The sequence below is a fragment of the Mycobacterium sp. genome, from assembly GCF_035633495.1.
Classification (GTDB): domain Bacteria; phylum Actinomycetota; class Actinomycetes; order Mycobacteriales; family Mycobacteriaceae; genus Mycobacterium.
In genome coordinates, this window is sequence record NZ_DASQEU010000101.1 from 50,803 (window position 1) to 71,017 (window position 20,215).

The 20,215-nt window shown below is 68.2% G+C and carries 18 protein-coding genes and 1 pseudogene; 11 read left to right on the forward strand and 8 right to left on the reverse strand.

Annotation, left to right across the window (positions count from 1 at the left end):
* Positions 1-35: 35 nt before the first annotated feature.
* Genes VET27_RS15790 through VET27_RS15800 form a run of 3 tightly spaced genes read left to right on the forward strand, consistent with a single transcriptional unit; the run spans position 36 to position 4,479 of the window.
* Entirely contained in the window at positions 36-2,990 is a 2,955-nt protein-coding gene (locus tag VET27_RS15790; protein WP_526519725.1) for a bifunctional [glutamine synthetase] adenylyltransferase/[glutamine synthetase]-adenylyl-L-tyrosine phosphorylase, read from the forward strand.
* 2 nt (positions 2,991-2,992) lie between these two features.
* Positions 2,993-3,622, forward strand: coding sequence for a PaaI family thioesterase (locus tag VET27_RS15795; protein ID WP_526519799.1), 630 nt, complete (start codon positions 2,993-2,995; stop codon positions 3,620-3,622).
* A complete protein-coding gene (locus VET27_RS15800) occupies positions 3,619-4,479 on the forward strand; it encodes a TIGR03619 family F420-dependent LLM class oxidoreductase (RefSeq protein ID WP_526519727.1) in 861 nt (286 codons plus the stop codon). The genes VET27_RS15795 and VET27_RS15800 overlap by 4 nt, the downstream gene beginning before the upstream one ends.
* A gap of 21 nt (positions 4,480-4,500) precedes the next feature.
* Here the strand turns inward: VET27_RS15800 and VET27_RS15805 are convergent, their stop codons facing one another.
* A complete protein-coding gene (locus tag VET27_RS15805; protein WP_526519729.1) occupies positions 4,501-4,761 on the reverse strand; it encodes a hypothetical protein in 261 nt (86 codons plus the stop codon).
* Positions 4,762-4,846: 85 nt separating this feature from the next.
* Here VET27_RS15805 and VET27_RS15810 point away from each other — a divergent pair, with 85 nt between their 5' ends.
* From VET27_RS15810 to VET27_RS15830, 5 genes and pseudogenes are all read left to right on the forward strand, one after another.
* Positions 4,847-6,364 (forward strand): proton-conducting transporter transmembrane domain-containing protein, encoded by a 1,518-nt coding sequence (locus VET27_RS15810; protein WP_526519731.1) that lies wholly within the window; start codon positions 4,847-4,849, stop codon positions 6,362-6,364.
* Positions 6,361-8,925: a putative inorganic carbon transporter subunit DabA gene (locus VET27_RS15815; RefSeq protein WP_526519733.1), complete on the forward strand. Its 2,565-nt coding sequence runs from the start codon at positions 6,361-6,363 to the stop codon at positions 8,923-8,925. Before VET27_RS15810 ends, VET27_RS15815 begins: the two co-directional genes overlap by 4 nt.
* A complete protein-coding gene (locus VET27_RS15820) occupies positions 8,922-9,245 on the forward strand; it encodes a P-II family nitrogen regulator (RefSeq protein ID WP_526519735.1) in 324 nt (107 codons plus the stop codon). The genes VET27_RS15815 and VET27_RS15820 overlap by 4 nt, the downstream gene beginning before the upstream one ends.
* Before the next feature lie 88 nt (positions 9,246-9,333).
* A complete protein-coding gene (locus tag VET27_RS15825) occupies positions 9,334-9,888 on the forward strand; it encodes a carbonic anhydrase (RefSeq protein ID WP_526519737.1) in 555 nt (184 codons plus the stop codon).
* Between the two features lie 60 nt (positions 9,889-9,948).
* Positions 9,949-10,131: pseudogene (locus VET27_RS15830) on the forward strand (LLM class F420-dependent oxidoreductase); the annotation flags it as partial.
* Here the strand turns inward: VET27_RS15830 and VET27_RS15835 are convergent.
* Positions 10,128-10,694 carry a DoxX family protein gene (locus VET27_RS15835; RefSeq protein WP_526519739.1) on the reverse strand — a complete coding sequence of 189 codons (567 nt, stop codon included), beginning with the start codon at positions 10,692-10,694 and terminating at the stop codon, positions 10,128-10,130. The pseudogene VET27_RS15830 and the gene VET27_RS15835 overlap by 4 nt on opposite strands.
* 56 nt (positions 10,695-10,750) lie before the next feature.
* Positions 10,751-12,187 carry a type I glutamate--ammonia ligase gene (gene glnA, locus VET27_RS15840; RefSeq protein WP_526519741.1) on the reverse strand — a complete coding sequence of 479 codons (1,437 nt, stop codon included), beginning with the start codon at positions 12,185-12,187 and terminating at the stop codon, positions 10,751-10,753.
* Positions 12,188-12,315: 128 nt separating this feature from the next.
* Between glnA and VET27_RS15845 the strand changes: the two genes are divergently transcribed.
* Positions 12,316-12,810, forward strand: a complete 495-nt coding sequence (locus VET27_RS15845) for an RDD family protein (protein ID WP_526519743.1) — start codon at positions 12,316-12,318, stop codon at positions 12,808-12,810.
* Between the two features lie 2 nt (positions 12,811-12,812).
* Here VET27_RS15845 and VET27_RS15850 read toward each other — a convergent pair whose 3' ends face one another.
* From VET27_RS15850 to sucB, 5 genes are read right to left on the reverse strand one after another with little or no spacing between them, the layout of a single operon-like run.
* On the reverse strand, positions 12,813-13,568 hold the full coding sequence (locus VET27_RS15850) for a DUF4191 family protein (RefSeq protein ID WP_526519745.1): 756 nt from the start codon (positions 13,566-13,568) through the stop codon (positions 12,813-12,815).
* Positions 13,569-13,572: 4 nt separating this feature from the next.
* Positions 13,573-14,550 (reverse strand): lipoyl synthase, encoded by a 978-nt coding sequence (gene lipA / locus VET27_RS15855; RefSeq protein ID WP_526519747.1) that lies wholly within the window; start codon positions 14,548-14,550, stop codon positions 13,573-13,575.
* On the reverse strand, positions 14,547-15,236 hold the full coding sequence (gene lipB, locus VET27_RS15860) for a lipoyl(octanoyl) transferase LipB (RefSeq protein WP_526519749.1): 690 nt from the start codon (positions 15,234-15,236) through the stop codon (positions 14,547-14,549). Before lipB ends, lipA begins: the two co-directional genes overlap by 4 nt.
* A 19-nt stretch (positions 15,237-15,255) precedes the next feature.
* Entirely contained in the window at positions 15,256-16,164 is a 909-nt protein-coding gene (locus tag VET27_RS15865) for a TIGR01777 family oxidoreductase (protein WP_526519751.1), read from the reverse strand.
* Between the two features lie 5 nt (positions 16,165-16,169).
* On the reverse strand, positions 16,170-17,894 hold the full coding sequence (gene sucB, locus VET27_RS15870; RefSeq protein ID WP_526519753.1) for a 2-oxoglutarate dehydrogenase, E2 component, dihydrolipoamide succinyltransferase: 1,725 nt from the start codon (positions 17,892-17,894) through the stop codon (positions 16,170-16,172).
* Between the two features lie 172 nt (positions 17,895-18,066).
* On the opposite strand from sucB, the gene VET27_RS15875 reads away from it, so the two are divergent.
* Together VET27_RS15875 and VET27_RS15880 are read left to right on the forward strand one after the other, a co-directional pair.
* Positions 18,067-18,423, forward strand: a complete 357-nt coding sequence (locus tag VET27_RS15875) for an oxidoreductase (RefSeq protein WP_526519755.1) — start codon at positions 18,067-18,069, stop codon at positions 18,421-18,423.
* A 23-nt stretch (positions 18,424-18,446) separates the two neighbouring features.
* A complete protein-coding gene (locus tag VET27_RS15880) occupies positions 18,447-20,210 on the forward strand; it encodes an SDR family oxidoreductase (RefSeq protein WP_526519757.1) in 1,764 nt (587 codons plus the stop codon).
* The last annotated feature ends 5 nt before the right edge of the window (positions 20,211-20,215 follow it).

Sequence of the window (20,215 nt, forward strand, 5' to 3'; positions counted from 1 at the left end):
CCAGGCTCCGTAGGTCGGTGCGATAACGTCGTGCCGTGGCCAAACCCGCGACGCAACGACCGACGTTGCCCAGCGTCGGCAGGCTGGGGCTGGTCGAACCACCCGCCCGAGCGGATCTGGACCGGTTGGCTTGGAACACCGACACCCACGTCGAGCTGTTGTGGTCGTTGTCCCGCGCCCCCGACGCCGACACCGCCCTGCGGACGATGGTGCGGCTCGCCGATGCGCTCGACGAGGACTGGGACGAGCTGAACCGCGCTCTGGTCAAGGACCGCGGGCTGCGTGGTCGACTGTTCGGTGTGCTCGGCTCGTCGATGGCGCTCGGCGACCACCTCGTCGCACAACCGCGTTCGTGGCACCTGCTGGCGGGCACCGTATCCCTGCCGAGCGCCGCCGAACTGCGTCGCGTCTTCGCCGAGAAGGCCGAGAAGTGTTCGGAGGCAAGCGATCTGCGCATCCTCTACCGCGATCGGTTGCTGGTGTTGGCCGCGCTGGACGTCGCTCCGACGGTCGAGAACGAACCCGTGCTGACGTTCCCGACCGTGGGGGAGCACCTCGCCGACCTCGCCGATGCGGCGCTGGGTGCGGCGCTCATCGTCGCCACCAGGACCGTCTGCAAGGACGACGCGCCGCGGCCCCGGCTGGCGGTCATCGCCATGGGCAAGTGCGGGGCGCGCGAACTGAACTATGTCAGCGACGTCGACGTCATCTTCGTCGCGGAGCAGGCTGACGCGATCAGCACCAGGGTCGCCGGCGAGATGATGCGGTTCGCCGACGACGCCTTCTTCGAGGTCGACGCCGCGCTGCGGCCCGAGGGCAAGCAGGGTCAGCTCGTCCGCACGTTGGAGTCCCACGTGGCGTACTACGAGCGGTGGGCCAAGACCTGGGAGTTCCAAGCACTGTTGAAGGCACGCCTGGCGGTCGGTGACGCCGAATTGGGCGAGCAGTACATGGCGGCGCTGAAGCCGATGGTGTGGGCGGCGTGCGAGCGGGAGGACTTCGTCTCCGAGGTCCAGTCGATGCGTCGGCGCGTCGAGGAGCTGGTGCCCGCCGGCGTCAGGGCGCGCGAGATCAAGCTGGGCACGGGAGGGCTGCGCGACGTCGAGTTCGCGGTGCAGCTGCTGCAACTCGTCCACGGCCGCAACGACGAATCGCTACAGGTGACGTCGACGGTCGACGCGATCGCCGCGCTGGGGGCGGGCGGGTACGTCGGGCGGGACGACGCCGCCAACCTCACCGCGTCGTACGAGTTCCTGCGGCTGCTCGAACACCGCCTGCAACTGCAGCGGCTCAAGCGCACTCACATGCTCCCCGAGCCCGATGACGAAGAGGCGATGCGGTGGCTGGCCCGCGCGGCGCACATGCGCCCCGACGGCCAGCACGATGCGCTCGGCGTGCTGCGGGAGGAACTCAAGCGCCAGAGCCTGCGGGTGTCACGCCTGCACGCCAAGCTGTTCTACCAACCGCTACTGGAGTCCGTCGACGGCGCCGCCGTCGAGTTCTCCCCGAGCATGTCGCCGGCGGCGGCCGAACGTCAGCTCGCCGCACTGGGATACGAAGGACCGCAGAGCGCGCTGACACACCTGGCCGCACTGACCGGTAGCAGTGGCAGGCGCGGGCGGGTTCAGCAGGTGCTGCTGCCGACGCTGTTGGACTGGCTGTCCGATACTCCCGATCCGGATGCCGGGCTGCTGGCCTACCGTCGCATCAGCGACGAACTCGCCGACCAGCGCTGGTTCCTGGCCTCGCTGCGCGACGAGGGCGCCGTCGCCAAGCGGCTGATGCGCGTACTCGGCACCTCGGCGTTCATTCCCGAGCTGTTGATGCGTGCGCCCGAGGTGATCCGGCAGTACGCCGACGGGCCCGCGGGACCGAAGTTGCTCGAGGTCGAACCGGACGGTCTGGCCCGGGCGCTGGTCGCGTCGGCCGGTCGGCACGACGAGCCACTGCGCGCGATCGCGGCGGCGAGGACGCTGCGTCGTCGCGAGTTGGCGCGCGTCGCGTCGGCCGACCTGTTGGGGATGCTCGAGGTCACCGACGTCTGCCGGGCGTTGACCTCGGTGTGGGTTGCCGTGCTGCATGCCGCCTTGGACGTGGTGGTCCGGGCGAACACGCCTGCCGGCGGTCCGTTGGCGCGGATCGCGGTCATCGGCATGGGCAGGTTGGGCGGCGGCGAGTTGGGCTACGGCTCCGATGCCGACGTGATGTTCGTCTGCGAACCGGTCGGCGACGTCGAGGAATCCGTTGCGGTGAAGTGGTCGGTCACCGTCGCCGAGCAGGTGCGCGCGTTGTTGGGCACCCCAAGCGCGGACCCGCCGCTCGAAGTCGACACCAATCTGCGACCCGAGGGACGCAGCGGGCCGCTGGTGCGCACGCTCGGCTCGTACGCGGCGTACTACGCCCGGTTCGCACAGACGTGGGAGGTCCAGGCGCTGCTGCGGGCACACCGCGTCGCGGGCGACGAGGATCTCGGTCTCCGCTTCCTGCTGATGGTCGACAAGACCCGATACCCGCCCGGCGGCGTGTCCGCCGAAGCGGTGCTGGAGATTCGGCGTCTGAAGGCGCGCATCGACGCCGAGCGTCTGCCGCGTGGCGCTGATCCGAACACGCACACCAAGCTGGGGCGCGGCGGCCTCGCCGACGTCGAGTGGACGGTCCAGCTGCTCCAACTCCGGTACGCGCACCAGATTCCGGCCTTGCACAGCACCTCCACGCTGGACACCCTCAACGCCATCGGCGGCGCAGAACTCATCGCCGAGGGCGACGTCGACCTACTTCGGCAGGCGTGGCTCACCGCGACGCGGGCGCGCAACGCATTGGTGCTCGTCCGCGGCAAACCGACCGACCAACTGCCGGGGCCGGGGCGTCAACTCAACGCGGTGGCGGCGGCGGCGGGTTGGGCAAACAGCGACGGCGGCGAGTTCCTCGACAACTACCTGCGGGTGACCCGTCGCGCGAAGACGGTGGTACGCAGGGTCTTCGGCGAATGACCATGGACTCTCCGTTCGACCTCATCAGTGCCGACGAATACGAGCGGCAGCGTGCGCCGCACGGACCGTTGACCAATGCCGTGCGTGACCTGATCGATGCGGGCATTCGCACCGACGTCGACGAGGCCACCGTGCGGGAAGCCCAAGCCGCCATCGAAGGGGTCACCGAAAGGCTCCGCAGTGCGCAGCGGAACAAGACGTCGACGTTGCGACACGCGGATACCGGGCGACCCCTTGCCTGGGCCAATCCCGCGGTGGGACTGCGCAATGCAATCGCTCCGCCGATGGACATCCACCACGAGGACGGCGGGCGGTGCTGGGCCGAGTTCGAACTCGGTCTGGCATACGAGGGTCCACCTGGTCTGGTTCACGGTGGGATCTGCGCCCTCGTCCTGGACCACATCCTCGGAGAGGTCGCCAGCGACGCACTGACCAAGCCATTGTTCACCGGCACCATCACGCTTCGCTACCTGCGTGGCACGCCACTCGGCCCGCTGCGCGCCGAGGCGTTCATCGAAAGGAGCGAGGGCATCAAGACGTATGCGCGTGGCTACCTCGGCAACGCCGACGGCTGGAGTGTGGAGGCCGACGGCGTGTTCATCCGACCGGCGTGGGCACGAGACGCCGGATGAAGTTCTACGTCAGCCCCGCGTTCCTGGAGACCCGCGAAGTCGTCGAATTGGCCAAGGCAGCAGACGATCTCGGTTATGACGGCTTCGGCATCCCCGACCACGTCGTCAACCTCGAGAAGCTGGCCACGCCCTACCCGTACACGAAGGACGGTGAACGCCGCTGGCAGCCGTTCACCGACTGGCCTGACCCGTGGGTGCTGATCGGGGCGCTGGCCCAGGTCACCGAACGGCTGCACTTCGTCACGACGGTGTACATCCCCGGCATGCGAGATCCGTACTCGGTGGCGAAAGCCGTTGGCACGGCGGCATATCTGGCTGGCGGACGGGTGGAACTGGGTATCGGCGTCGGGTGGTGCGAGGAAGAGTTCACGCTGATGGGCCAGCGTTTCGACCGGCGCGGCAAGCGCACCGACGAGATGCTCGAGCTCCTCCGTGCGCTCTGGGAGCCGGGGTGGACGGAGTTCGACGGCGAGTTCTACCAGGCACCCCGCCTCGAGATGGAACCCACTCCGCCGCGCATCCCGATCTACGTCGGCGGACTCAGCGACGTCGCGCTGCGTCGAGCCGCGCGCAACGACGGGTGGATCGGCGATCTGATCAGCACCGACCGGGCCGTTGCGAGTGCTCTGCGCCTGCGTGAGCTCCGCGCCGAAAAGGGCTTCACCATGGACGGATTCACCATCCTGACCCCGCTCACCGACGCGCTGACCATTCCCGACTACGAGCGCGCCGAGGCCGCGGGCATCACCCACGTCCTGACGATGCCGTGGATGTTCTACACGGGGCCGAACGCCACGACGGCCGAGAAGATCGACGGCATGAGGCGCTTCCGCAAGGATTTGGCACTCGACGACTGATTGTCGCCGTAGGCTCCGCCGTCAAGCCACCCCGTCGGCTCCCTCGTGGTCGTGCAGGACCGCGAGGATGTCGCCGATGCGGTGACCACGTTCCACTGGATGTCGCAACGGCCGGTCGTCCCGGATCCGGTAGTAGTTGCGTCGGCCCACCCGCTCGGCCACGTCGCGCAGTCGGAACTCTCGATCCTGGGCGATGCACAGCAGGGCATGGGCGTGATTGGTCAGAAACGTCCACTCCGCGACGCCGGAAGTGCAGTTGCGGGCTGCGATGACCGGAAACACGACGCGTGGGTGTAGGACGACCGCCCGTGGCCAAGCGATACCGGAAGCTTGACACACGTAATAGAAAACATGTAATTTGTGTCGCATGTTGAGCGTGGTGCTGGGGGCGATGCTGGCGGTTCCAGCGTTGATCGCGCCGGCGGCCCTGGCAATCGGGAAGCGCCGGCCGCGGCTGGTGGGTCAGGTCGGTGCACTGACGGCGGGCCTCGGATTCATCGGCGCGGTCGTCCTCACCGTACGGGCGGGCCGCGATGCCGACGTCTCGGCGGTGATCGGGGTTCTGGCCGTGTCGGCCGACCGGCTCGGCGCGGTGATGCTGCTTCTCGTGTTCGGGGTCAGCGCCATCGTCCAGTCATTCGCGGTGCGCTACCTCGCGGGTGATCCCCGCGCCGCGTGGTTCACCTCCGGAGCGAGTCTGCTGACCGCGGCGTCCGCGGGGCTGATGACGGCGACCACGTTGGTCGGTCTCGCGGTTGCCTGGACCGTTGCGGGTGCCGCACTGTGCCTGCTGCTGGGCACGTACTGGCACCTGCCCGCCGCGCGCGACGGAGTGCGGCGCACCGCCGCGGCCTTCCTGCTCGGCGACCTGGCGCTGTGGATCGCGGTCGCACTGGCCACCGCCCAGTGGGGCACGGTAGACCTGCGCGCCATCGACCCCGCAGCGCCGGCCGGGCCGGTGCTGCCGGTGGTGGCGTGTCTCATCGTCGCGGCGGCGTTGTCGCGGTCGGCCCAGATTCCGTTCCACCGGTGGCTGCCGGCCACCCTCGCGGCGCCGACCCCGGTCTCGGCCCTGCTGCACGCCGGTGTGGTCAACGCCGGGGGCATCCTGCTGATCCGGCTGAGCCCGCTGGTGGCCGGTGACCTGGCCCGCGGACTGACGATCCTGGCCGGCGCCGCCACCATGGTCTACGGCGCGGCCATCATGCTGGTCAAGCCGGATATCAAAGGGGCCCTTGCACATTCGACGATGGCCCAGATGGGCTTCATGATCCTGACCTGCGGGCTGGGGCTCTGGGCGGCGGCGGTGTTCCATCTCGTCGCTCACGGGTTCTACAAGGCCACGCTGTTCCTGTCCTCGGGATCCGCCATCGCGCACCACCGTCGGCTGGCAGCACGCCCACCCGCGCGCCCGGTGGCGCGCCGGGTGGCGGTGATCAACGCGATCATCGCGGTCACCCTGCCCGCCGCCGCCCTCTACGCGGCGGTACTGGCGATCCCGCTGCCCGCCGGCGACCACGCCGCCGAGCATGCGCTGCTGATCTTCGCCGGGGTGACCGGCGCCGCCGTGACCTGGGGTTGGCTGCGGCGCCGCCCGGGCGCCGGCGGCACGCTGACGGCGGGCGCAGTCCTGGTGCCGGTCTCCCTCGGCTACGTCGGGCTGATCAGTGCGGTCAGCGGGTTCCTGGCTCCGGCCCTGCCGACCGCGGTACCGGCCTCCGTCACCGCCTGGCTGGTCACCGCCGCGGCCGTCGGCGTGCTGGGCTGCGTGGCAGTGCTGCGGTGGACGCCGGGCCGGCTGCACCGCGCCGTGTACGCGCGGGTGCTGACCGCCGGTCACATCCCATCGTCGCGGCCCGATCGACTGACAGGAGCCCGTTCGTGACCACCACCGAACTCACCGCAAGCCTCGACACCCGCCGAGCGCGATTGCGCAGCGACATCACGCTGGCCGCACGGGTGCTGCCCACCCATTACCCCCTGGAAACCTTCATCGCGGTGAACCCACTTGCCGGTCTGGAGACCACGCCGTTCGAGCAGGCGATCCGGCGCTCGGGCGACCTGTACGGCGCCCGGGGCACCTTGGGCGAGCGGACTTTCCGCGAGTTGCATCGCGAGGGCCGGATCACCGACGCCGACCTCGACGAGGCGCTCACCCGCCGCTACCCGAATTTGCTCGACCGGCCGACCGTGCGCCTCGGTCACCGCGAGTTCACCCCGGTGGAGTTGGTACGCGGTGACCTGATGCATGGCAGCACCGCGCCGGAACCGTTGCGCCGCTACCGGATACGCTGCGAGCAGGTGGCCCCGGACGTCGCCGCCACCGTCGATACCCAGGCGGCCAAGTGGTGCTCGGCGTTCTTCGGTGCCGGCGCGTGGCCGATGCCCGGACGCGAGGCGGGGTTCTTCTCCGCCTGGCGGGCACTGGCGCCCAGCGATCCGTCGTTGCCCCGTGCGGCGCGAGCGGATCTGCGGGCCGCCGCCGATCGTGCTGACGATGCCGCCCTGTCCGCGCTGTCCGCGCTGGGAGTCGACGACGACGCTCGCATCACTTATCTGCAGGCGCACCTCACCCGGCTGCCCGGCTGGGCTGCGCACGTGCAGTGGTGCGGAAGCCGGGGAATGGGCGTCGATCTGCTCGAGTACCTCGCGGTCCGCCTGACCTACGAGTCGGTGCTGTTGCGCCACCATCGTCGGCACCGCACCGTCGACGAGGTTGCCCCGCACATCCCCTCGGCACGCGAGCGGGCCGCGCATCTGGTTGATGTCTGGGGACTGGAGCAGGTGAGCGAGACCGAGTTGGCGGCCGCTGCCCGGGTGCTCACCGCACTGCCGGTACCGGCGCGAGAAATCCTCTGGCAGAACGCTTTCGAGGGGCACTACCGCGACGGTCTGCTCGCCGGGCTGAGTCGTGGTCCGGCCCATGATCCCGGGCCCGCCCACACCCAGCTGGTGAGCTGTATCGACACCCGCTCCGAGGGTCTTCGTCGCCATCTCGAATCGCTGGACGGCTACCGGACCCTCGGGTTCGCCGGCTTCTTCGCGGTCGCCATCCGATTCACCGACCTGCTCGGCGGTGCGGCCAGCGATTTGTGCCCGGTGCTGATCTCGCCCAGTCACCAGATCCGCGAGGAGCCGGCGCCACAGGCCGCCGCCGCGGCGGCCCGCCAGCTGGCCGGTGCGCAAAGCCTGGCCGGCGCCGAGTCGGCATTCCACACCGCCAAAGAGTCCGCTGCGGCGCCGTTCGCGCTTGCCGAGGCCGCCGGCTGGGCAGCGGCACCGCTGTCGGCGGCCAAGACCTTCACCCCCGCGATCAGTGCGGGCATCCGGCGGCGGCTGCACAGCCTGGTGGCGCCGCCCACCCCCGCGGTCCTCGACGTCGACACCATGCCACTGACCGAGCGGGCGCTGTTCGCCCAGGTGGCGCTGAGGACGATGGGCCTGGTCCGCGGATTCGGCCGGCTGGTGGTGCTCTGCGGCCACGGTAGCGCGACGGAGAACAACCCGTACCAGGCGGCGCTGGACTGCGGTGCGTGCGGTGGACAGGCGGGCGGGCCGAACGCCCGCACCGCCGCGGCGATCCTCAACCAGGCCGAGGTGCGCGGGGAGTTGCGCGGAATCGGCATCGACATCCCGGAGCACACGTACTTCCTCGCCGCTCAACATGACACCGCGACCGACCGGGTGAGCATCCTGGATTACCACCTGATCCCAGCCGGCCATCTCGACGATGTGCGTCGGCTCAGCACCGACCTGGCCGCAGCCGGCGCGGCACTGGCCGCGGAACGCTGCGCGGTACTGCCCGGGGCGAGGCGGGTGACGGCACCGCGCCGGGCGGCGCGCCACGTCGCAGGCCGAAGCGTCGACTGGGCGCAGGTGTATCCCGAGTGGGGACTGGCCGGCAACGCCGCATTCGTCATCGCACCGCGCGATATCTCCCGGGGTGTCGACCTGCACCGGCGGGTGTTCCTGCATTCCTACGACGCCGACGTCGACCCCGACGGAACCGCGCTCGAAACGATCCTCACCGCACCACTGGTGGTCGCGCAGTGGATCAACTGCCAGTACTACTTCTCGACGGTCGCACCGGAGGTGTTCGGAGCCGGCACCAAGACCATCCACAACGTCGTCGGAACGGTCGGTGTGCTGGCCGGCCACAGCGGGGATCTGCGGCTCGGGCTGCCCTGGCAGTCGGTCGCGGACGGCGATCGGCTGCGGCACGAGCCGCTGCGGCTGCTGGCGGCGATCCAGGCACCGCTGGAGCGCATCGACACCGTGATCGACCGCAACCCGATCCTGCAGCATCTGTTCGGAAACGACTGGGTCGGTGTCGCCGCTCGAGCCGCCCCCGAGCAGCCCTGGCAGCGCTGGACCACCGCAGGGTGGCGCTCGTGGTTCGAAACCCGCTCCACCGCAGACATTCCCGACGAGGAGGCCGTTCGATGACGACACCTGAACTTACCAAGATGACCAAGATCGAGGTGGTGGTCGCCGGCAGTGATGCGCCGGCAGTTCGCGAGCTGATCCAGAGCGTCGGCGCCACCGGCTACACGAGTGTGTCGGGAGTGTCGGGACTCGGCCACCACGGCTACCACCAGGGCCGCCTGTTGTTCAACCAGCAGGCGACGCTGGAACTTCTCATCACCGTGGTGCCCGAGTCGAAGGTCCAACCCCTGCTCGCCGGGCTGCGTCCGCTGCTCGACGCCTCACCGGGGGTGATGTTCGTTACGGAGACCTACGTCAGCCGCCCCGACTACTTCAGTTGACCCGACTCACCCCACCGAAGGGATCACCGTCATGTCCAACCCCTCAAACACTTGGCAAAGACTGCGGATAGGCAATGAGTCTTCCTTCGTGCCGATTCGCTCCCGCCGGGCGGAGATGCCGTCCGAGCGTCCGGCCGCCGTGGTGTTCCGTTGTGCGGATGCCGGCGTGGCGAGCGAGATGGTGTTCGGCCAAAGCTGGGGTTCGTTGCTCAACGTCAGCACCTGGGGCCATGTCATCGACAATGGCGTCCTTGCCTCGATGGAGTACGCGGTCGACACCCTCGAGCTGCCGTTGATCGTCGTTCTCGGTCATGACGACTGCGCGGCCATGCGCGTGACGATGCGGGCCTGGCACCACGCGGAGATACCCAACGGCGCTGCCCGCGCGGTGGTCGAGCAGGCGATGTCGTCCATCGTTCGTCGCGGATCGGCGGCCGACTCCCTCGAGGCGATCACGTCGGCCCACGTGGTCGAGGCCGGGCTGGCACTACTGGACCGGTCGCCGGTGATCGCCCGGCGGGTCGACAAGGAGCAATGCGGAATCGTCTGCGCAGCAACGGATCCAGTTACCGGCCGGGTTCGTCCATACGCCACCATCGGAGTCCTCGGAGAGACCGACGGTGCGCTGCTGGAATGCGTGTGAGGCTCGGGTGTCCGGACGGGTTGGCGACGGCCCTGCACGGCGAGGCTCCGGCGCCACGGATTCACCATCCTGACCCTGCTCACCGACGCGTTGACCGTCCCCGACTACGAGCGGGCCGAGGCGGCGGGCATCACCCATATCCTGACGATGCCTTGGGTGTTCTATGCGGGACCGAGTGCCACCACCGCCGAGAAGATCGACGGCATGAAGCGCTTCCGCAAGGACCTCGCGCTGGACGGCTAGCGGCGAAAGCGGTCGAGGAAACGGCGGCGAGGCGCTTCATCAACCGTGTCGACCCGACGGCGTTGCGTCACGGTGCCCGTCCCGACGTCGTCACGACGGCTGAACCGCCGGGCCGGCGCTCCCACGCCCGCACCGCGGCGGCGGCCGTCGACCGATAGGGTGCCGGCCCCCATGGTCGCCAACAACAGGAAGGCGAAACAGAACATGATCGCCAGCTCGCCGCCGTTGCCGCCCGTCTGGGGGTCGAACGGCCAGAAACTGGTCGTCGGCCCGCCCGACAGCGGCGGCCAGTGCTGGTAGAAGTAGGCGAACGCCATCTCACCCGACGCGACGAATGCCGCGATGCGGGTGAACAGCCCGACCAGGATCAGCAGGCCCGCGACGAGCTCGATGAGGCCGGCCCACCATCCCGGCCATGTACCGATCGGGATTGAGGCGCCCAGCGGCCAGCCGAACAGCTTCATCGAGCCGTGCAGTGCGAACAGCAGACCAAAGATGATGCGGAATGCGCTCAGAACGGGGGAGGAATAGCTCGCGAGTCGAGCATCCAGGTTGGTCGTCATGGGCTGACCATACGCGCACGCCTCCAGTTTTTTAAGCGCTCGAGCGGGCTTTCAGCTCATACGTCGTAGTACAGCGCGAACTCGTAGGGGTGCGGCCGGATCTGGATGGGCATGATCTCGTTCTCGCGCTTGTACGAGATCCAGGTGTCGATCAGGTCCTCGGTGAAAACCCCACCTTCAGTGAGGTATTCGTGATCCTCCTCGAGGCGGTCGATGACCGCCGACAGCGACGTCGGTGCCTGCGGAATGTTGGCGGCCTCGTCCGGGGGAAGCTCGTAGAGGTCCTTGTCGACGGGCGCCAAAGGCTCGATCTTCTTCTTGATCCCGTCGATGCCGGCCATCAGCATCGCCGCAAAGGCGAGGTACGGGTTGCCCGAGCTGTCGGGGCAGCGGAACTCGAGGCGCTTGGCCTTCGGGTTGTTGCCGGTGATCGGGATGCGGACGCACGCCGACCGGTTGCGCTGACTGTAGACCAGGTTGATCGGTGCTTCGTAGCCCGGAACCAGCCTCTTGTAGGAGTTGACCGTCGGGTTGGTGAACGCCAGCAGCGACGGCGCGTGGTGCAGGATGCCGCCGATGTAGTGGCGGGCCAGATCGGATAGTCCGGCATAGCCCGATTCGTCGTGGAACAGCGGCTTGCCGTCCTTCCACAACGACTGGTGGGCGTGCATGCCGGAGCCGTTGTCGCCGAACAGCGGCTTGGGCATGAAGGTGACGGTCTTGCCGTTCTTCCACGCCGTGTTCTTGGTGATGTACTTGAACAGCAGGACGTCGTCGGCGGCGGCCAGCAGCGTGTTGAACTTGTAGTTGATCTCGGCCTGTCCGGCGGTACCCACCTCGTGGTGCCCACGCTCCAGGACGAAACCGGCGTTCTGCAGGTTGGTCGCCATCTCGTCGCGCAGGTCGACGTAGTGGTCGTACGGAGCGACCGGGAAGTAACCACCCTTGGGTCGCACCTTGTACCCCAGGTTCGGGCTGCCGTCGGCCTCGTACGGTTCGGACGTGTTCCACCAGCCGGATTCGGAGTCCACCTCGTAGGACGTGCCGTTGATCTTGGAGTCGAACGTCACGGAGTCGAAGATGTAGAACTCTGCTTCCGCACCGAAGAAGCAGGTGTCGGCGATGCCGGTGCTGGCGAGGTAGTTCTCCGCCTTTCGGGCCACGTTGCGCGGGTCGCGCGAATACGCCTCGCGGGTGAACGGGTCGTGGACGAAGAAGCTGAGGTTCAACGTCTTGGCAGCGCGGAAGGGATCGATGCGCGCGGTCTCGGGATCCGGCAGCAGCATCATGTCGGATTCGTGGATGGACTGGAAGCCGCGCACCGACGAACCGTCGAATGCCAGGCCATCCTCGAACACACTCTCGTCGAATGCCGAGGCCGGGATAGAGAAGTGCTGAACGACACCGGGGAGATCGCAGAACCGAATGTCGACGTACTCGACGTTTTCGTCCTTGATCAGCTTGAAGATGTCGTCTGCAGTCTTTTCTGCCACTGAGAATTCTCCTTTGACTGGTGATCCGCCGTTCGACGCTAGGTACACCATATTGCGCGGCGGTGAAACGCATGTTGCGCGGACGTTACGCAGTCGCGCCGGCGAGTGCCCGTCCTATGCTGGTTCTCATGGCCCGTACCTTTGGTTCCTGGCTATCCGGCCCGCCGCCGTTCGAAGCCGGCGACGCCACCCAGGGACCCAACGAATTTCCCGGTCAACGCCTCGGTCTGCCGCCTGCAGGTCCCGGCGCGCTGTCTGGTGTGGGCCGGCGGATCGTCGCCTTGATACTCGACTGGTTCATCGCCTACGGACTGGCGAGCCTGGCCGTCACCTTCGGCCTCGTCAGCTCAGAGCGATTCTTCGGCTCGCAGATCGGCTCCACCGCGGTGATGGGTGTCTGGTTGGTGCTCGGAGTGCTGTCGGTCCGGCTGTTCGGCTTCACGCCGGGTCAGTACGCCGCGGGAGTTCGGGTGGCGTCCGTCGACCATCGGATGCACGTCGGTCTCGGTCGTGCCCTCTGCCGTGGACTTCTCGTCGCCTTCGTAATACCGGCGCTGTTCACCGATGCCGACGGTCGCGGCTTCCAGGACCGGCTGACCGGCACGGCCATCGTGCGGCGGTAGCGCTACTTCCTGCGCACCGTGCGCTGCACGCCGCGCATCTTCGCACCCGACGGCAACGGTCCCTTCGGCATGGCCGCGGGGCCCATGCGCGAGCCCAGGGCCGCGAGCCGTGACTCCAGCGCGTCCATCTGCTTGACCGTGATGTTGGCAGGCAACTTGGTCAGGTGCCGCTCCAGCTTGGCCAGCGGCACCTCGCCCTCGCCATTGCCCACGACGACGTCGTAGATCGGAGTGTCGCCGATGAGCCGCGCCGTCCGCTTCTTCTCCTGAGCAAGCAGTGGCTTGACCCGCGTGGCCGAGCCCTCGCCGACGAAGATCACGCCGGGCCTACCGATCACCCGGTGCACCGCGTCGAAGTGTCCGGTCGCAGCGACGCCGGGAGTGACCCGCCATTTGCCGCGCAGGTTGTCCAGGGCCCAGGCGGCCGCGCCGGTCTGTCCCTCCGCCTTCCGGTAGACCGACTTCTGCGCCCGGCGGCCGAAGATGATGAACGCCACTAGGAGGCCGAGCACGACGCCGAGCGGAATCAGGGTCACCATCGTGAAGGTGCTGCCGCTCAGGACGCCCGCCGCCACCGCTGCCGCGACGATCAGCACGAAGGCACCGATCATGTACGGGAGGAGTCGGGTGTCCTCCTTGCGTTGGATCTGGAACGCCTGCCAGAGCTGACTCCGGCGCTCCTTCGATGCGGCCTTGCGCGCGGCCTTCGCCTCGGCCTTGGCGGCCTTGTCGGCACCGGTATTGCGAGTCTTCGCCATCGGATCAGGATACGGGTGGGCTGCTGGGATTCCGCAGCTGCGCTGCCGCTGCGTACAACTTGCCCGCTCGGTAGGAGGATCGCACCAGCGGTCCGGCCAGGACCCCGGGGAACCCGAGCCCCTCGGCGAACTTCGCGTGCTCGACGAACTCGTCGGGTGTGACCCACCGCTCCACCGGGTGGTGGCGAACCGTCGGCCGCAGGTACTGCGTGATGGTGATGATGTCGCACCCCGCCTCGCGCAGGTCGACCAGTGCGGTCCGCGCCTCTTCGGGTGTCTCACCCATGCCGAGGATCAGGTTGCTCTTGGTCACCAGGCCGTAGTCGCGGGCCGCGGTGATCACTGCAAGGCTGCGCTCGTATCGGAACGCCGGGCGGATTCGCTTGAAGATCCGCGGAACCGTTTCGACGTTGTGCGCCAACACTTCCGGACGCGTCTCGAACACCGTCTCGAGCTGTTCGGGAATGGCGTTGAAGTCGGGGATCAGCAACTCCACGCCGGTGTTCGGGTTCATCGCCTTGATCTGGCGAACGGTCTCGGCGTACAGCCACGCGCCACCGTCGGGTAGGTCGTCGCGGGCGACGCCGGTGACCGTCGAGTAGCGCAGGCCCATCGCCTGCACGCTCTCGGCAACGCGCCGCGGCTCGTCGCGGTCCAACTCCGCAGGTTTGCCCGTGTCGATCTGGCAGAAGTCACACCGCCGCGTGCACTGCTCTCCGCCGATGAGGAAGGTCGCCTCGCGGTCCTCCCAGCACTCGTAGATGTTGGGGCAGCCCGCCTCTTCGCAGACGGTGTGCAGACCCTCACGCTTAACCAGCGACTTGAGCTCGGTGTACTCCGGGCCCATCTTCAACTTGGTCTTGATCCACGGGGGCTTGCGCTCGATCGGGACCTCGGCGTTGCGGACCTCGAGGCGCAACAACTTGCGCCCACTGGAAGAAACCGGCAGCCCGGCAATCTCGGATCGAGGTTCGACGCTCACTTCACAAATGCTAGCGCCGAACGACCGTCGAGCGCGTCTCGGACCGCTTGCCCGACCGCGTCCGCCACGTCATCCACGGTGATCCGACGGCCGAGTTCGGCGGTCAGCGACGTCACACCTGCGTCGGAGATCCCGCAGGGGACGATCGAGGTGTACCCCGAGAGATCACAGTCACAGTTGAGGGCGAACCCGTGCAGGGTGGTTGCCCGCGCCACCCTGATGCCGATCGCGGCGACCTTGCGGGCCGGCCGCCGTTCGTCGGCGGGCAGCCACACTCCCGACCGGCCATCGACGCGGCCGGTGGTGAGACCGAGGCCGGCGCATACCGCGATCAGCGAATCCTCCAGCCGGCGAACGAACTTCACCACGTCCAGCGGCTGGGCCAGGCCGATGATGGGGTAGCCGACCAACTGGCCGGGTCCGTGCCAGGTGATCTTGCCGCCGCGGTCGGTGTCGACGACGGGGATGCCCGACGGGCCGGACGAGACCGGTCGCTCATGGGTTTCGGTGCGCCTGCCCGCCGTGTAGACGGGCGGATGCTCGAGGAGCAGCAGCGTGTCGGGCCCTCCGGCGATGCGGGCGTCGGACAGTTCGCGTTGCATCTGCCAGGCGCCGAGGTAGTCGACGGAGCCGAGCCGCCGCACCTCGATCTCGGTGTCCGCCGACCGGACGGATGCTGCCGCCATGACGTCGACGCTACGCGTCCTAGGACCCATTGGGCGCGGTGACATAGTTCATCGCCTCGCCGATGGTGTTGTGGTGGAAGTCGAATCCGGCCCGCTCGAGGGCCGCGGGAATCGCGCGTTGCCCACCGAGCAACCCCTCGTCGGCGAACTCGCCGAGCACAGCGCGCAGGGCGAACCCCGGGACCAGGATGGGCGTCGGCCTGTTGACCGCCCGGCCGAACGCGGCGGTGAACTCGGCGTTTGTCACCGGCGCAGGTCCCGTCCCGTTGACCGGCCCCGCGAGCTCATCGTGTCCGATCGCGAACAGCAGCGCGCGCACCTCGTCCTCCAGGCTGATCCACGGCATGTACTGGCGGCCGTTCCCCAACCGGGCGCCCAGCCCCAGCGAGAAGATCGGCTTGAGACGGGCCAGCATGCCGCCGGACGGCGACAGCACCAGGCCGGTGCGCATCATCACCACCCGGACGCCGGCGGTGCTGGCGGTTTCCGTGGCTGCTTCCCAGTCCTCGCACAGCGTCGCGAGGAAGCCCGTGCCCGCGGGCGCCGACTCGTCGATGACTCGGTCAGACGCGTCGCCGTAGTAACCCACCGCGCTCGAATTGACGAGAATCGGCACCCCGGCCTCCACGACGGCGCGCGACAACACCTCGGTGGGACCGATCCGGCTGTCGCGGAGACTCTGCTTGAATGCCCCGGACCATCGGTTGTTTGCGACGCCGACGCCGCACATGTTGACCACCGCGTCGGCACCTCGCAGGGCACTCGCGTCGAACTCGCCGGTGTCCGGGTTCCAGAAGACCTCGTCGGCGCTCGACGGAGCCCGTCGCACCAGCCGCAGCACCCGATGGTCCGCCGCCCGTAGTGCCGACGTCAGCGCCGAACCGATCAGTCCCGAGGAACCCGCAATCGCGATGACGGAGTTTCGCACTGGCTCTACAGTCCGAGGTCGGCCTCGAACGCTCCTTCTTCGAGGCGCCGCTTGATGGTCGTCAGGAAGCGCCCGGCATCCGCTCCGTCGACGAGTCGGTGGTCGTAGGTCAGCGGCAGGTAGCACACCGACCGCACGCCGATCGACTCGTTGCCGTTCTCGTCGACCACGACGCGCGGACGCTTGACGATGGCGCCGGTGCCCAGCATCGCGGCCTGCGGCGGTACCAGGATCGGGGTGTCGAGCAGTGCGCCCTGGCTACCGATGTTGGTGATCGTGAACGTGCCGCCGGACAACTCGTCGGGCTTGAGGTTGCCCGACCGGGCGCGTGCCGCGATGTCGGCGATCGCCCTCGCGAGACCGCCCAGCGACAGGTCACCCGCGTTGTGCACCACGGGGGAGAGCAGACCCTGTTCGGTGTCGACCGCGAAGCCGAGGTGCTCTGCGTCGTAGTAGGTGATCTCCTTGGAGTCTTCGTTGTAGCTGGCGTTCACGTTCGGATGCGCCTTGAGGGCGTCGATCACCGCGACGGCGAAGAACGGGAGGAACGTGAGGTTGACGCCCTCGCGCTCTTGGAAGGTCGCCTTGGCGCGGGCGCGCAACGCCACGATCTTGGTCAGGTCGACTTCGTGAGTCTGCGTCAATTGTGCTGTCGTCTGCAGAGATTCGCGCGTCTTCTTGGCCGTGATCTGACGGATGCGGTTGGCCTTCTGCGTAGTGCCGCGCAGGTGGGCCAACGCGGGCGCAGGCGCGGATGCCTTCGCCGCCGGGGCTTCGGCCGCCGCAGGAGCGGGCGCCGACGGGGCGGGCGTCTTCTTGGCCTCCGCCGCCGCGAGCACGTCCTGCTTGCGAATCCGACCTCCAACGCCGGTGCCCTTGACCGAGGCCAGGTCGACGCCGTTCTCTCCAGCCAATTTGCGGACCAACGGCGTCACGTACGGGCTGCCATCCGCGGCGGGTGCCTCCGCGGCCGGTGCCGCTTCGGGCTTCGGCTCCGGCTTCGGTTCCGGCTTGGGCTCTGGTTCCGGCTTCGGCTCTTCGGCCTTCGGCGCGGGCTCGGGTTCCGGCTCGGGTTCTTCGGCCTTCGGCGCTGCGCCCTCGGCGCCGATCTTGGCCAGCTCACCACCGACGGCGACGGTGTCGTCTTCGTCGGCGGTGATCGACAGCAGCGTGCCCGCGACCGGTGACGGAATCTCGGTGTCGACCTTGTCGGTGGAGACCTCGACCAGCGGGTCGTCGACCTCGACGCTGTCGCCCACCTTCTTGAGCCACCGGGTGACGGTGCCCTCGGTGACGGACTCGCCCAGTTCGGGCATCACGAGCGAGGTGGACTCGCCTCCACCGGAACTCGGTGAGGCGGGAGCCGACTCTTCCTTCGCCGCGGGCTCTGGCTCTGGCTCGGGTTCCGGTTCGGGGTCTGCCTCTGGTTCTGGTTCCGCTTGGGGCTCGGCCTTCTCCTCGGCTGCCGGAGCGCTCTCACCGCCGCTCTCACTCGCGTCGCCGATCGTGCCGAGGTCAGCACCGACCTCGACGGTGTCGTCCTCGTTGGCGATGATCTTGGTGAGGACGCCTGCGGCGGGCGAGGGGATCTCGGTGTCGACCTTGTCGGTGGAAACCTCGAGCAACGGTTCATCGACCTCGACGGTGTCGCCTTCTTGTTTCAGCCATCGCGTGACGGTCCCTTCGGTGACGCTCTCACCGAGTGCGGGCATCTGGACGGTGATGGCCATGTGATTTGACTCCTCGAACGGTGGCTCGTCATGGGTCGAAAATGCTCGCTCCCCATCCTGTCACGTCTGCGCCGGTCGGTCGTCGCAGACGTGTCGACTTCGTCCTCTGGCACCATTGAAGATGGTGGTACTGCCGACAGCTCGTGTCGGCACCGAAGGGAGTGGGGTTGAGTTGGGACTGTTCGACACGTTTCGTCGTCGCGGTTCCAAGCGCACCTCCGACGGCCGCGACGCCGCCACCGATCTGAAATACCTGCGCCAGTGGGTTGCCGAGCACCAGGGTGTCGAGGCATTCGTCGAACCGAAGACCACCGTCACCGAAGTCACCGTGGTGCTCGTGGCCGCGGACGGGGAGTGGACGAGGCGACGCGCCGGTGGCGACAAGGGGGCCCGGCGGCTCAGCGACAAACTCCACATCCCGGTCTACGACGTGCAGAAGATCGGCTACCCGCAGCGGATGCGAGACTTCGATGCGCGGCGGCGCATCGAACGCAACCGCGAGCTCAGACGGGAACTCGAAGAGGGCTGACGTTGAGGAGTCCGATGTCATCGATGACAACCAGCGACGGAATCGCCGAGAGCGCCGATGGCGCCCGCATCGCCGTGTACGAACAGGGCAACCCCGACGGGCCCACCATCGTGATGGTGCATGGTTGGCCCGACTCGCACGCGGTCTGGGACGGTGTGGTCCCGTTGCTCGAGGAGCGCTACCGCATCATCCGCTACGACAACCGTGGCGTCGGCGAATCGTCTGTGCCCAAATCGTTTTCGTCCTACAGCATGGCGCGCTACGCAGACGACTTCGACGCCGTCGTCCACGCGGTGAGTCCGGACGCACCCGTGCACGTGCTGGCGCACGACTGGGGTTCGACCGGGGTCTGGGAGTATCTCGCGCGACCGGTGGCCGGTGACCGCGTCGCGTCGTTCACGTCGATCTCCGGTCCGAGCGCCGACCACCTCAATCGCTTCGTCGTCGGCAACCTCGTGCGCCCGTACCGCCCACGGCAGTTCGCCCGCGCCCTCGCGCAGTTGCTCCGGCTGACCTACATGGGTGCGTTCTCGGTGCCGTTCCTCGCGCCCGCGCTCGTCCGCATCTTCTTCCGCGCCGGACTGCTGGGGCGCACGCTGCGACGAGAAGGTATCCCCGCCAACCAGATGCATCACTCACCCGACTTCGTCGGCGATGCCGTCAACAGCATGAAGGTGTATCGGGCCAACTACCTCAGGTCCCTCGTCACGGCGCGCAACGACCACCGAGTCGACGTGCCCGTCCAGCTCATCGTGGGTACGGAAGACCCGTTCGTGCGCCCGTACGTCTTCGACGAGACCGACAGGTGGGTCTCGCGGCTGTGGCGGCGCGACGTCAAGGCCGGTCACTGGGTCCCAATGTCTCATCCGCAGGTCGTCGCGCAGTCGGTGACCGAGCTCGTCGACTTCCTCGGCGGCTCGGCGCCCGCCCGTGCGCTGCGGCGCGCCCAGGTCGGCAGGCCGCGCGCCACCTTCGGGGACACCCTGGTGTCCGTGACCGGCGCCGGGAGTGGCATCGGCCGCGAGACGGCGCTGGCGTTCGCCAAGGAGGGCGCCGAGGTCGTGATCAGCGACGTCGACGAAGCCGCGGCGAAGGAGACGGCGGGATTGGTCATCGCCCGAGGTGGTGTGGCCCACTCCTACGTACTCGACGTCTCCGACGCCGCGGCCGTCGAAGCCTTCGCCGATCGGATCTGCGCCGAGCACGGGGTCCCCGACATCGTGGTGAACAACGCCGGCATCGGCCACGCCGGATCGTTCCTCGACACTCCCGCCGAGCAGTGGGACCGCGTTCTCGACGTGAACCTCGGTGGCGTGGTCAATGGCTGCCGGGCGTTCGCGAAGCGGCTCGTGGAGCGTGGCACCGGTGGCCACGTCGTCAACGTGTCGTCGATGGCCGCCTACTCGCCGTTGCAGGCGATGAACGCCTATTGCACGTCAAAGGCAGCGGTGTACATGTTCTCCGACTGCCTGCGCGCCGAACTCGGCGCGGCCGGCATCGGGCTGACGACGATCTGTCCGGGTGTGATCAACACGAACATCGTTCACACCACGCGATTCGACGCGCCCGCCGGACGCGGAGGCCAGGTGGCCGGGCGCCGCAAGCAACTCGAGGCGATGTTCGCCGCGCGGCGCTACGGTCCCGACAAGGTCGCCAAGGCGATCCTGTCGTCCGTCCAGAAGGGCAAGGCGATCCGTCCGGTCGCCCCGGAGGCATACGTGCTGTACGGCACGTCGCGGATCGCGCCGCAAGTGCTTCGAAGCACCGCTCGCGCCAAGGTGATGTAGGCCGT